This window comes from Bradyrhizobium sp. CCBAU 53338 (assembly GCF_015291665.1).
Lineage (GTDB): Bacteria > Pseudomonadota > Alphaproteobacteria > Rhizobiales > Xanthobacteraceae > Bradyrhizobium.
Genome location: NZ_CP030048.1, coordinates 1,441,034 through 1,453,790 on the forward strand (window position 1 = coordinate 1,441,034; position 12,757 = coordinate 1,453,790).

At 64.6% G+C, this 12,757-nt stretch carries 7 protein-coding genes; 1 reads left to right on the top strand and 6 read right to left on the bottom strand.

From position 1 onward, the window contains the following. Nucleotides 1-32: 32 nt before the first annotated feature. The gene (locus XH90_RS06945; RefSeq protein WP_018318514.1) at nt 33-197 is read right to left on the bottom strand and encodes a DUF3309 family protein; all 165 of its coding nucleotides are present in this window, start codon (nt 195-197) and stop codon (nt 33-35) included. Nucleotides 198-379: 182 nt separating this feature from the next. Between XH90_RS06945 and XH90_RS06950 the strand changes: the two genes are divergently transcribed. Next, entirely contained in the window at nt 380-697 is a 318-nt protein-coding gene (locus tag XH90_RS06950; protein ID WP_194479844.1) for a polyhydroxyalkanoic acid system family protein, read from the top strand. Nucleotides 698-700: 3 nt separating this feature from the next. On the opposite strand, the gene treY is transcribed toward XH90_RS06950, so the two are convergent. Genes treY through treS form a run of 5 tightly spaced genes read right to left on the bottom strand, consistent with a single transcriptional unit; the run spans nt 701 to nt 12,752 of the window. Beyond that, on the bottom strand, nt 701-3,484 hold the full coding sequence (treY, locus tag XH90_RS06955) for a malto-oligosyltrehalose synthase (protein ID WP_194479845.1): 2,784 nt from the start codon (nt 3,482-3,484) through the stop codon (nt 701-703). Nucleotide 3,485: 1 nt separating this feature from the next. Then, nucleotides 3,486-5,240 carry a malto-oligosyltrehalose trehalohydrolase gene (gene treZ / locus XH90_RS06960; RefSeq protein WP_194479846.1) on the bottom strand — a complete coding sequence of 585 codons (1,755 nt, stop codon included), beginning with the start codon at nt 5,238-5,240 and terminating at the stop codon, nt 3,486-3,488. Continuing rightward, nucleotides 5,237-7,315 (bottom strand): glycogen debranching protein GlgX, encoded by a 2,079-nt coding sequence (glgX, locus tag XH90_RS06965; protein ID WP_194479847.1) that lies wholly within the window; start codon nt 7,313-7,315, stop codon nt 5,237-5,239. The genes treZ and glgX overlap by 4 nt, the downstream gene beginning before the upstream one ends. Nucleotides 7,316-7,318: 3 nt before the next feature. Next, nucleotides 7,319-9,466 carry a 1,4-alpha-glucan branching protein GlgB gene (gene glgB / locus XH90_RS06970; RefSeq protein WP_194479848.1) on the bottom strand — a complete coding sequence of 716 codons (2,148 nt, stop codon included), beginning with the start codon at nt 9,464-9,466 and terminating at the stop codon, nt 7,319-7,321. Continuing rightward, nucleotides 9,459-12,752, bottom strand: coding sequence for a maltose alpha-D-glucosyltransferase (treS, locus tag XH90_RS06975; protein ID WP_194479849.1), 3,294 nt, complete (start codon nt 12,750-12,752; stop codon nt 9,459-9,461). Before treS ends, glgB begins: the two co-directional genes overlap by 8 nt. Nucleotides 12,753-12,757: the final 5 nt, after the last annotated feature.

Genomic DNA, 12,757 nt, shown 5'->3' on the forward strand with positions numbered 1-12,757 from the left:
CTGAAAGGCGTAACCCACCCTACGACATCGCACTAGATCCGCCCCATCAGCAGCAGGATCAGCAGAATGACGATGACGAGCCCGAGCCCGCCGCCGCCGTAATAGCCGGTGCCGTAGAACGGTCCGCCGCCGATGCCGCTGAAGCCGCCGAGCAGGGCGATGACCAAAATGATCAGAATGATCGTACCGATAGACATGCGAATCTCCTCCAGCCCTTTGTTGAAAGGGGCGTTGCAACCTGTCCCGTTGTGCGGGGGCAACTTGCCGCATGTTTTAAAGTTCCGGATTTGAAACGGGTCCACAGGTCCCAACTTGCATGGAACCTTTGCGCCGCCACCCGGCATGACTATGTGAGGATCAGCCATCAAAGGGCAGGGCCATGTCAGCACCGCTTGTCGTCTCCATTCCGCATCGTCTCGGCCGCGAGGAGGCGGTGCACCGGCTCAAGAACGGTCTTGGCCGCGCTGCCGCGAGCATTCCCGTGATGCAGGTCGAAGAGGAGCGCTGGAGCGGCGATTCCCTGGCCTTCCGCATCCGCGCACTCGGCCAGATCGCGAGCGGAAAGGTCGACGTCGCCGACGATCATGTCAAGGTCGAGGTGGTGCTGCCGTGGCTGCTGCAACGCTTTGCCGAGGTGGCGCAGGCCACCATCCGCAAGCGCGGGCAGTTGCTGCTGACCAGGGACGAGGGGAAGTGAGCGTCAGGCGCTGGCGCGTTGCCGCAGAGGCCTGATCGCGCTGGCCGCGCGAGCCTCGATGACGGCGGCGGGAAAGTCACCGAAGGCCCGTGCGATCGGAAGCTCGTTGCTCTCAACGGCCGGCACGCTGTAGCCGGTCATGTCGATGGTCGCATCGAAGGCTTCGAGCGTGGGCCACTCGCGGCCACCTTGCGTGAAGGGGGCGAACTGGCGTCCGACCACGACAATCACGGCATTGCGGCCATGGCGGCGGGCAAAGGCGATCACATGATCGGCGTGCGCGCCACGCACTTCGAGCGGCCGATAATCGCCTTGCGTGAAAACGTCTGCGAGACGGTTCCGCAGCTTGAGCAGATGTCGTGTCCAGGCGAGCTTGAGCTGTCCATCGGGCCAGGTTCTCGTCAGCCCGCTCCAGTCCGGCGTTTCCAGCGATGCCAGCGCAGTCTGGCGCGCAGCGAAATCCACCGGGCGGCGGTTGTCGGGGTCGACCAGCGACAGGTCCCAGTATTCGGTGCCCTGGTAGAAGTCGGGGAGGCCCGGTAGCGTCGCCTTCAGCGTGAGCTGGCTCAGTGAGTTCAGCGCGCCGAGCAGTGCGACCCGGCGAGTCATGCTCTGCAATGTATCCAGAAATTCGCCTGACCGCGCCGGATCGAGAATCCTCTCGATAAAGCCGCCCACTCCGCTCTCGTACGCCTCGTGCGGATTGAGCCAGCTCGTTTCCTCCTTGCCCTCGCGCGCAGCTTTCAGCGCATAGGCCTGGATGCGCTCGACGAAGCTGGCATCGTGCCCTTCGAGCGGCCAGGCGCCGAGCAGGGTCTGGTAGAGCATGTATTCGAACGTCGCCGAGGGCGCGCGCAGGGGACCATTCAGTGCGAGATGCGGCGCGTTCAGCACCTTCCAGCGTGCCACTGCACTGGTCCAATCGCCGGGAATTTCGCTCAGCGCCGCGATCCGCGCACGCGCATCCTCACCGCGCTTGGTGTCGTGAGTGGCAGTTGCCGTCATGCCCAGTGGCCATTCCCTGGCACGGGCGCGCATCGCCTCGTGGAAGGCGGGAATGGTGAGCCCGTTGCTCGCGGGATCGCCGCCGACCTCGTTCAGCGCCAGCAACCGGTGGAACTGGTAGAACGCAGTGTCTTCCAGCGATTTCGCCATCATCGGCCCGGTGAATTGCTGCACCTTCAGCGCAAAGCGACGGACACGCGGGGCGCTGTGCGGCGGGCGGCCGGGCTCGAGCAGGTCCATGGTCAGGGCATCGCGCAGGAAGTCGAAGATGCCCTCGTCCGCCGCGAACCATTCCACCCGGGCGCGCGCGATGGTGTCGTCGATCAGCTTGCGGTCGAGCGCGGTCGGGCCGCTATGCGTGAGATAGGTGCGATAGACCGGGAAGTGCAGCACGTAGAGCTCGAGCGCCTGCCGCAGGCTGTCGGCGGAAAAGTCGCGGCTCGAGTAGTGCCCATTGGCGATGCGCGCGAGCAGGCGCGTCAGCACGGTGAATTCGCTGGTCAGCAGCGTCTCCAGCACGCGCCGTTTGGCGTCCTTGACATAAGGCGCCAGTTGCGGCGGACGGTTGCTGATCTGCCGCCAGGTCTCGCCCAGCGCCTCCAGCCCCTTAGGCGCGACCAGCACCTGGGTGATGGCGTTCATCCACTCGTAGCCGGTGGTGCCCTGCACGCCGGCAAAGTGCGGCAGCTTCTCGTGCTCGCACAAGATCTTTTCGATCACCGTGTAGAAGGGCTTTGCGTTGCCCTGCGCGTCGCGCACCAGCCGGCGCAGCCGCTGGCAATATTGCGCGGGATCGCGCAGTCCGTCGATGTGGTCGAGGCGAATACCTTGCAGCTTGCCGTCGGCGACGAGCTGCTTCACCAGCCGATGCGTGGTGGCGAAAGTAGTTGGGTCCTCGACGCGCAAGCCTGCGAGCCCGTTGACGTCGAAGAAGCGGCGATAGTTGATGTCGCTCGACGCAAGCCGCCAATGGCCGAGCTTGTAGTGCTGCCGCTCCAGCAGGTGATGCAGCGCCAGTGTCTGTGCTGGACGATCCTTTGCCGCGCGATAGGCGGCGAGGCCGTGCGCGATGATGTCGGCGCTGCCGGCGATCTCCTTCAGTTCGGCCTTGAAGGCGGGGGCTTCCTTGCGGCTCGGCCGGCGCAGGCCGGTGTAGCGCGCCGCGAGCGAGTGCAGGCGCTTGCCGGCGACGGTATCGGCGGCATCCGCCTCCTTCACGATCATCCGCAAGATCTCGCCATAGCGCTCCGGCGCGATCGGCAGGCGATGCTCGAAATACCAGGCCGAAAAGCTGCCTTCGTCGGGATCGTAACGCAGCTCGATCTCGCCGCGCTCCAGCGCCTCGCCATAGGATACGCCGAGGATCGGCAGCAGCACGCCGCCGCGGGCACGATAGGGCAATTGGTCCCAGTCGATGTCGAAGGAGACCGCGTGCGGTGAGGCCTGGCCCCATTCCAGCACGTCGAGCCACCAGGGATTGTCGGCAAAATGCACGCCGACATGGTTGGGCACGAAGTCGATGATGAGGCCAAGATCGTGCCGTCTCAGCGCCTCGCTCAGCCGCGCAAAGCCGGCCTCGCCGCCGAGCTCGGGATTGAACTTGCTGTGGTCGACGGTGTCGTAGCCGTGGGTCGAGCCTTGGCGCGCCTTCATGACCGGCGAGGCATAGAGATGCGTGACCCCCAGCGCCTTGAGGTAAGGCACGACAGCCGCTGCCTTGTCGAAGTCGAAATCCGCGGTGAGCTGGAGCCTGTAAGTCGCGAGGGGAATCGCGGGAGGCATATCAACGTCCGAGATGCCAGACGACCGACCAGGGCGGAAGCCGGTCTCCGGGCGCGCCGCCCCAGATCGGCGTGCTCGCGTCGTTGGTGGAATGCGCGATGCCCTCGTCCGACAGATTGGCGGTGAGCCGCAGCGTCGTACCGTCGCCCATGCGCCACTGCGCAGTGAGCAAGCCGCTGTCGGTCGCCTCTGCACCGCCAAAGCGCGCTGCCTTCAGGCGTGGCATGATCTCCTTGTGGCGAAGTGCGAGCAGATCGCGCACCAGTGCGAGCCGCGCGTCCTGCTCCGGTGTGTGGTCGGTCCAGTCGAGCACGGCCGACATCGGCGTGACCGGATCGAGCGGATCGGGCACCTCGTCGCCGTATTTCGCGTAGGCCCAGGCATATTCCTGCTTGCGTCCATTGCGCACGGCGTCCGCAAGTCCGCCCTCGAAATCGCAGAAGAACGGAAACGGCACTTTCGAGCCCCATTCCTCGCCCTGAAACAGCATCGGCACCATCGGGGCGAGCAGCGTCACCGCGAGCGCGGCCTCGATCTGCCGTGGCGATGCCAGGCTCTCCAGCCGATCGCCGAGCGGGCGGTTGCCGATCTGGTCGTGGTTTTGCAGGAAATTGACGAAGGTCGCGGGCGGCAGCTCTCCGCTCGCTTCGCCACGCGGCTTCTTGCCCCAGAATTCCGAGATCTCGCCCTGGTAGACGAAGCCCGACGCGAGCGCGCGCGCAAGATCCATGCGCGGCGTCTGATAGTCGGCATAGTAGCCGTCGAGCTCGCCGGTCAGCATCACGTGCCAGGCGTGATGATAGTCGTCGTTCCACTGCGCGCGATATTTGCCGTTGGGCGGCTCCTGCGCGGCATCGAGCAGGCCGGCGCGGTTGTCGCCGTTCTCGAGCACGAGATGGATGTGCCGCGCCGTCGCCTTGGCGAGCTCGCCGACCGCGATGCTGAGGTCGTGCAGCATCGACTGCTCACCGGGGATCGCCATGATGTGGTTGGCGGCGTCGAGCCTCAATCCATCGAAGCGATAGTCAGTGAGCCAGGACAGCGCATTCTCGACCGCAAACGCGCGCACCTGCGGCACGCGATAATCGATCGCACTGCCCCACGGCGTGTGTGCGTCGGTGAAGAAGGTCGGCGCGTAGCGGCCGAGATAGTTTCCCTCGGGGCCGAAGTGATTGTAGACGACGTCCAGAAAGACCATCAGCCCGCGCAGATGCGCTTCGTCGATCAGCGTCTTCAGTTGCTCGGGGCGGCCGTAGGCACTGTCGGGCGCGTACCAGAGCACGCCGTCATAGCCCCAGCCGCGGCGGCCGGCGAAATCGGCGAGCGGCATCAGCTCCAGCGCCGTGATGCCCGATGCGACGAGATGATCGAGCTTGTCGATCATGGCGCGATAGGTGCCATCGTGCGTGAAGGTGCCGACATGGGTCTCGATCAGCACCGTTTCTTCCCAGGGACGGCCGCGCCAATCCTTCGCGCGCCAATCGAAGGAATCGTGATTGATCACCTCGCTCGGACCGAACACATCGTTCGGCTGGAACGCCGAAGCCGGATCTGGCACGTCGATCTCGTCGTCGATCCTGAACTTGTATTGGCTGCCGACGCGGAGGCCGGCAATCTCGGCAACATACCAGCCATCCTGCCGGCGCTGCATGGCATGTCGTCTTTCAAGCAGCAGATCGACCCGACGTGCACCGGGCGCCCACAAGCGGAACGACACGCCGTCTTTGGTCGGCTTCGCCCCGAAGGATGGCCTCATAACGCCCCCGCGAAGGCGAGCACCGAGCGCGGCGGCGCCTTGCTGTCGCTTCCGGGCAGGAAATCAATGCTGTTCAGCTTGGCATCCGTCGTGTTCAGGATCTGCTGCCAGCTCTTGTATTCGGGCATTTTGGGCAATTTGAATGCGATCTCTTCGGGCGCGGCGTTCAATACGATAAAGATCGCCGCGCTGCCCGGTTCCATCGGCCCCATCACATATGAGAGGAACCGCCCGTCCGGGAATGTCCAGTCGCTTTCCGTCATCTCGTTGCCCTCGGGCGTCAGCCATAGGGCCCCGTAGGAGATGCCGTCCTTGGGCCGGCCGTCGAGCCATCGATGGCTGCGCAGCTGCGAGAAGCGGCGGCGGATGTCGGCGAGACCCGAGACGAAGTCGACCATGTCGTCGCCCTCCTTGCCGAGATTCTCCCAGCCGACCCAGCCGACCTCATTGTCCTGGCAATAGGCATTGTTGTTGCCGGACTGCGTGTTGCCGACCTCGTCGCCGGCGAGGATCAGCGGAATGCCCTGCGCCAGCATCAGGCAGGCCAGCACGTTCTTGCGCAGCTGCCGCCGCAGCGCGAGGATGTTGGGATCGTCGGTCGGGCCCTCGACACCGCAATTGTTGCTGTGGTTGTCGTTGGAGCCGTCGCGATTGTCCTCGCCATTGGCCTCGTTGTGCTTTTCGTTGTAGCTGAAGAGGTCGGCGAGCGTGAAGCCGTCGTGCACGGTGATGTGGTTGATGCTGGCGCGCGGCCGCCGTCCGTCGTGGTTGAACAGGTCCGAGGACGCCGTCATGCGGCTGGAGATGTCGCCGATCAGGCTGCCTTCGCCGCTCCAGTAGCGGCGCATGGCGCTGCGATAGCGATCGTTCCACTCCGACCATTGCGAAGGAAATGCGCCGACCTGGTAGCCGCCGAGGCCGAGGTCCCAGGGCTCGGCGACGAGCTTGACCGTCGCGAGCACCGGATCCTGTCGGATCGCGGTGAGGAACGAGATGCCGCGATCGAAGCCGTTCGGCCCGCGTGCCAGCGTGGTGGCGAGGTCGAAGCGAAAGCCGTCGACGTGGCAGACCTCGACCCAATAGCGGAGCGAATCCATCACCATTTGCAGCACGCGCGGATGCGTCAGGTTCACCGACGAGCCGCAGCCGGTGAAGTCGTCGTAATAGCGCGGGTTCTCACGGTTCAGCCAGTAATAGGAGGCATTGTCGATGCCGCGATAGCACAGCGTCGGGCCGAGATGATTGCCCTCGGCGGTGTGGTTGTAGACGACGTCGAGCATCACCTCGATGCCGGCATCGTGCAGGCGCGCCACGGTAGTGCGGAAGGAATCGAGTGCATTGTCCTGGGCGTAGCGCTGCTCCGGCGCGAAGAAGGACAGTGAATTGTAGCCCCAGTAATTGGCGAGCTTCTTCTCCACCAGCACGCGGTCGTCGACGAAGCTGTGAATGGGCAAGAGCTCGACGGTCGTGACGCCGACTTTCTTCAGATGCTCGATCATCGCCGGCGACGACAGCCCGCCATAGGTGCCGCGCAGATTCGGCGGCACGTCGTTGCGCTTCTGCGTCAGGCCCTTGACATGAGCCTCGTAGATGATGGTGTCTTCCCAGGGAATGTTGGGCCTTATCTCGCGGCGGCCCCAGTTGAAGGTCTCGTCGACCACGACGGCCTTGGGCATGCCGCGCGCATTGTCGCGCCGGTCGAAAGATAGATCCTCGCGCGCCGAGCCGGTGCGGTAGGCGAAATGCGCATCACTCCAGACCAGCCGTCCGGCGAGCCGCTTGGCATAGGGGTCGAGCAGCAGCTTGTTGGCGTTGAAGCGGTGGCCGTGCTCGGGCTCGTAGGGACCGTGCACGCGATAGCCGTAGAGCTGGCCCGGCGAGACGTCGTTGAGATAGCCGTGCCAGACGTCCTCGGTTCTTTCAGGCAGCTCGATGCGCTCGAGCTCGCGGCGCCCTTGCGTGTCGAACAGGCACAGCTCGACCTTCTGCGCATGGGCCGAGAACAGCGCGAAATTGGTGCCGCGTCCGTCCCAGCTTGCACCGAGGCGCGCAGACGTTCCAGCAGTCAGGCGCATCGGTCAGCTTTCCGGAACGAGGAAGATCGCGGCGAGCGGCGGAATGGTGAGGCGGAGCTCGGGTGCCTTGCCGGCAACCGTCTGTACCTCGCCGATGTTCCCGACATTGGTGCCGCCATAATGGGCGGAGTCGGAATTGAACACTTCTTTCCACTTGCCGGCAAAGGGCACGGGGATGCGATAGTTGCGATAGACATTGGGCGAGAAGTTGACGGCCACGAGACACCGTGCGTGCTCGTCAAAACCCTTGCGCAGCCATGCGAACACGTTGCGGTTGGCATCGTCGGTGATCAGCCATTCGAAGCCGGCCTGGTCGCAATCCATCTGGTGCAGCGCCGGCACCGCGCGATAGAGCCGGTTGAGGTCGCGGACCAGCGCCTGGACACCTTGATGATATTTGTATTCGAGCAGATGCCAGTCGAGCGACTGATCGTGATTCCATTCGCGGCTCTGCGCGATCTCGCCGCCCATGAACAGCAGCTTCTTGCCGGGATGGCCGAACATGAAGCTGTAATAGGCGCGCAGATTCGCAAAGCGTTGCCATTCGTCGCCGGGCATGCGGCCGAAGATCGAGCGCTTGCCGTGCACCACCTCGTCGTGTGACAGCGGCAGGATGAAATTTTCAGAGAAGGCGTAGTGCAGGCCGAACAGGATGTCGCCGTGATGATATTTGCGGTGGATCGGATCCTTGCTGATGTAGTTCAGCGTGTCGTGCATCCAGCCCATGTTCCACTTGTAGCCGAAGCCGAGCCCGCCGAATTCGACCGGGCGCGACACCTGCGGCCACGCGGTGGATTCCTCAGCCGCCGTGGTCGCCTGCGGGAAGCGCGAGAACAGCTCGGTGTTGAAGCGGCGCAGGAAGTTGATCGCCTCGATGTTCTCGCGGCCGCCATATTGGTTCGGAATCCATGCGCCGGGCGGGCGGCTGTAGTCGAGATACAACATGGACGCCACGGCATCGACGCGCAGGCCGTCGATCGCATAGCGCTCCAGCCAGAACAGCGCGTTCGACACCAGGAAGTTCGTCACTTCGGTGCGGCCGTAATTGTAGATCAACGTACCCCAGTCGAGGTGGCGGCCCTGGAGCGGATTGGCGTGCTCGTACAGCGCCGTGCCGTCGAAGCTGCCGAGCCCATGCGGATCATCAGGGAAATGGCCGGGCACCCAGTCGAGCAGCACGCCGATGCCCTCGCGATGGCAGGCGTCGATCAATGCGGCAAAATCCTCCGGCGAGCCGAAACGGCTGGTCGGCGCATAGAGGCCGGTCGGCTGATAACCCCAGGAGCCGTCGAACGGATGCTCGCTGACTGGCAGGAATTCGAGATGGGTAAACCCCATGTCGCGGGCGTAGGCCGGCAGTTGCTCGGCGAGCTCGCGATAGGTCAGCCATTCATTGCCGTCCTTGCGCCGCCACGAGCCGAGATGAACCTCGTAGATCGACATCGGCACCGATAACGCGTTGATGCCGTCAGGCGCCGGCCGCGGCCGCGGCAAGTGAGCCTCGTCGAACACGATCGACGCCGTCTTCGGCCGCACTTCGCCGGCAAACGCCATCGGATCGGACTTCAGTGGCAGCAGATGGCCGTGTGGCCCGACGATCTCGAACTTGTAGTGATCCCCGGCCTTGGCGTTCGGGATGAACAATTCCCAATAGCCGGCGCCGCGCACCCGCATCGGGTGACGCCTTCCGTCCCAGAAATTGAAATCGCCCACCACGGACACGCGCCGCGCATTCGGCGCCAGCACCACGAAGCCGATGCCGTCGACCCCCTCCAGCCGCATCGGATGCGCGCCGAGCTTGTCGTAGAGGCGCTGATGGGTGCCCTCGCCGAGCAGATAGAGATCGAAATCGGACAGGATCGGCGGGAAGCGGTAGGCGTCCTCGAACTCGACGACGTTGTCGCCGAACTTGGCGCGGAGCTGATAGTGTTTCGAGCCGTTCGGTAGAGCGCCGATGAACAGGCCTGATGCGTGGACGCGGTCGAGTGTCGCCACCTCGCCATGGTCGCCGACGGCCTCGACATTGGAGGCCTCCGGCAGGAAGGCGCGCACCACGCTCCTGCCGCCCTCGGGATGCAGCCCGAGATAGTGGAAGGGGTCGGAGTGGCGGCCCTCGATGATGGCGTAGGCTTCGGCAGGCAGTTTAGGCATGGGCTCCGCTCTCGGCACTGGACAGAATGCGAAGCAGGCCGGTCAGTGGCACATGGAGCCCCTCCGGCCGGTGGGACAGCTCGTACTCTACCTCGTCGAACGCTTGATCAAGCAGGAAAAACCTTAATATGCTTTCCGCGGAATGGCCCTCTTTCGGGCTGAGCCGCGGGTCGGTCATGGCCTCGCGATAGGCGGCCAGGAAGGTCGCGGTGGCGTGTTCGCGCCATTCGTCGAGCGCGGCCGTGATCCGGCCCTGTTCGTCACTGCCGCCCGAGAGCGCCCGGTTGAGCGCGGCGTTAACCGAAAGATCAATCGACCGGACCAGGCCAGCGACGTCGCGCGCGGCCGGCAGCTTGCGCCGCTTGTCGGCCAGCGTGAGGTGCGGGTTGCCGTCGAAATCGATGATGAAGATGTCGTCCTTCACGATCAGAGTTTGCCCGAGGCGGAAGTCGCCATGATGACGGATGTTCAACCCGTCGATGTCGGATGGCAAGAGCGCGTCGATGTGGTCCGGCAGGGTCGCGCGCACCGCAACCAGCCGGTCGATCAGCGGCCGGTCAGCCTCGCGGAGGCCGTCCCTGATGTCGGCGAGCCGCTCGAACACGCGCTCGGCCCGCCCCTTGAGGTCGGTTGTCCAGCGCTTGACGTCCGCCTTGCCGATCGGTTCAGGGGCAAGGTCGGTGGATTTCGCGGCGGCGAGCGCCATGTGCAGCTCGGCGAGCCGGCGGCCAATCTGCGTGATGAAGTGGAGATAGGGCGCCTGCTCCTGGGTCTCGCGGGGCGTCTCGCCCACAGGCCCCAGCCGCTGCTCGTCGATATAGCGGTCGAGGTAGCCGGTGGTGACGGCCCAACCGTCGCCCTGGTTCTCGACATAGGCGTGCAGAACGCCGATCGTGCTGCGGCTGTCGCCTTCGACCAGCTCGGCGCTGCCGAGCAGCGCCGGCGTATTGGGGAAGCGAGCGATTTCGGTGAGGTAGCAGCCGATTTCGATCTCCGGATTGATGCCGCTTTCGAGCTGGCGATGGATCTTGGCGACGTATTGGTTGTCGACCAGGGCCGTGCTGTTCGACTGCTCGACCGTGCGGATGCGTGCGGGCTCCTTGATGGTGTACTCGGCGAACCGGCTGGTGGCCTTGAACTCCAGCCGTAGATTGTTTTCGTCCACGACGAGGTTCTGCGATAGGCCGCGCAGGAACAGCCCGATGAAGATCTGGTCGGTGGCGACGTCGAGCAGCGTGCCTTCGCGCGCGCCCTGCCGTACGGCGGCGAGCGCCCTCGGGTTGAAGCGTTCGCGGTCGAAGCGGACCCACTCGATCTGCATAGGCAGCACGTAGCGCGTGGTGACCTCGTCTTGCGTCGTCTCGAAGAACGCGATCCAGGGCCTGTTGTCGCCGATGTCACTGAACGGCACCGCTGACGTCAGCATAGCTTTGATGTGCTTGGGGTTGTGCTCGGGATACCAGCGTGTCCGCGACAGGAAGCCTGGCAGTACGTCGCGCTCGAACACGCTGCGCTCGCGGGCGAGCGACACCCAGTTCGAGTTGACCGGCACCACCAGCGTTTCGAATTCCGGCACCGCCCGCGGCACCACCGGCTCGGACTTGTCGCGCTCCTGGAGCTGGAACCAGTAGAAGCCGTAGGGCCCCAGCGTGATCATGTAGGGCAGCTCGCCGATCGCCGGGAAGCGCGTGCGGCCAAGCATTTCCTGCGGGATGCGGTCTTTCCACGGCGACAGATCGAGCTCGGTCGCCTGCGCGGCGCGCGACAGATTGGCGACGCAGAGGATCACCTCGTCGCGATACTGCCGGACATAGGCCAGCACAGCGCGGTTGGCCGGGCGGATGAAGGTCATGGTGCCGCGGCCGAAGGCCAGCGTCGACTTGCGTACCGAGATCAACCGCTTGGTGGCGCTGAGCAGCGACGAAAGGCTGCGCGACTGCGCCTCCACGTTGACCGAATCGTAGCCGTAGACGGGATCCATGATCGGCGGGGCGTAGAGGCGGGCGGGATCGGCGCGGGAGAAGCCGCCATTGCGGTCGGGGCTCCACTGCATCGGCGTGCGCACGCCGTTGCGATCGCCGAGATAGATGTTGTCGCCCATGCCGATCTCGTCGCCGTAATAGATGATCGGCGTGCCGGGGAAGGACAGCAGCAGCGAGTTCATCAGCTCGATCTTGCGCCGGTCGTTGTCCATCAGCGGCGCAAGGCGCCTGCGGATGCCGACATTGATGCGGGCGCGCGGATCGTTGGCGTAGGTGGTCCAGAGGTAATCGCGCTCGACGTCGGTGACCATCTCCAGCGTCAGCTCGTCATGGTTGCGCAGGAAGAGCGCCCATTGGCAGCTCGCGGGGATATCAGGCGTCTGGCGCAGGATGTCGGTGATCGGAAAGCGGTCCTCCTGCGCGATCGCCATATAGATGCGCGGCATCAGCGGGAAGTGGTAGGCCATGTGGCATTCGTCGCCGCGGCCGAAATATTCCTGCACGTCCTCGGGCCATTGATTGGCCTCGGCCAGCAGCAGCTTGCCCTTGGAGTAGGCATCGAGCTCCAGGCGCAGGCGCTTGATGATCGCATGCGTCTCCGGGAGGTTCTCGTTCGAGGTGCCCTCGCGCTCGCAGAGGTAGGGAATGGCGTCCAGCCGGAAACCGTCGACGCCGGCGTCGAGCCAGCGCTTCATCACCTGGATGATGGCGCTGACGACGCGCGGGTTGTCGAAATTGAGGTCGGGCTGGTGCGAGAAGAAGCGGTGCCAGTAGAACGCGCCGGCCTCGGGATCCCAGGTCCAGTTCGACTTCTCGGTGTCGGTGAAGATGATCCGCGTGCCCTGGTATTTCTGGTCGGTGTCGCTCCAGACGTACCAGTTGCGCGCGCTCGAGCCGGCCGGGCTGCGGCGCGCGCGCTTGAACCATTTGTGCTGGTCGGAAGTGTGGTTGACGACGAGCTCGGTGATGACGCGCAGGCCGCGCTTCTGCGCTTCCTGGATGAAGCGCTTGAAGTCCTTCATCGTCCCGAAATCGGGATTGACCGCGCCGTAGTCGCCGATGTCGTAGCCGTCGTCGCGGCCGGGCGAGGGGTAGAACGGCAGCAGCCACAGTGCCGTGACGCCGAGATCCTGCAGATAGGGCAGCTTCTCGGTCAGCCCGGCGAAATCGCCGATGCCGTCATTGTTGCTGTCGGCAAACGCCTTGACGTGGAGCTGGTAGATGATGGCGTCCTTGTACCAGAGCTCATCCACGATCTCGGCAGCCTCGGCTTTCTTGGTGTCGACGGAAGACAGAACATTCATGGCGT

Excerpts from the sequence above, each read along its gene's own strand:
- treZ (WP_194479846.1), bottom strand. The coding sequence starts at position 5,240 with ATGAGGCCATCCTTCGGGGCGAAGCCGACCAAAGACGGCGTGTCGTTC.
- glgB (WP_194479848.1), bottom strand. The coding sequence starts at position 9,466 with ATGCCTAAACTGCCTGCCGAAGCCTACGCCATCATCGAGGGCCGCCAC.
- glgX (WP_194479847.1), bottom strand. The coding sequence starts at position 7,315 with ATGCGCCTGACTGCTGGAACGTCTGCGCGCCTCGGTGCAAGCTGGGAC.
- XH90_RS06945 (WP_018318514.1), bottom strand. The coding sequence starts at position 197 with ATGTCTATCGGTACGATCATTCTGATCATTTTGGTCATCGCCCTGCTC.
- treS (WP_194479849.1), bottom strand. The coding sequence starts at position 12,752 with ATGAATGTTCTGTCTTCCGTCGACACCAAGAAAGCCGAGGCTGCCGAG.
- treY (WP_194479845.1), bottom strand. The coding sequence starts at position 3,484 with ATGCCTCCCGCGATTCCCCTCGCGACTTACAGGCTCCAGCTCACCGCG.
- XH90_RS06950 (WP_194479844.1), top strand. The coding sequence starts at position 380 with ATGTCAGCACCGCTTGTCGTCTCCATTCCGCATCGTCTCGGCCGCGAG.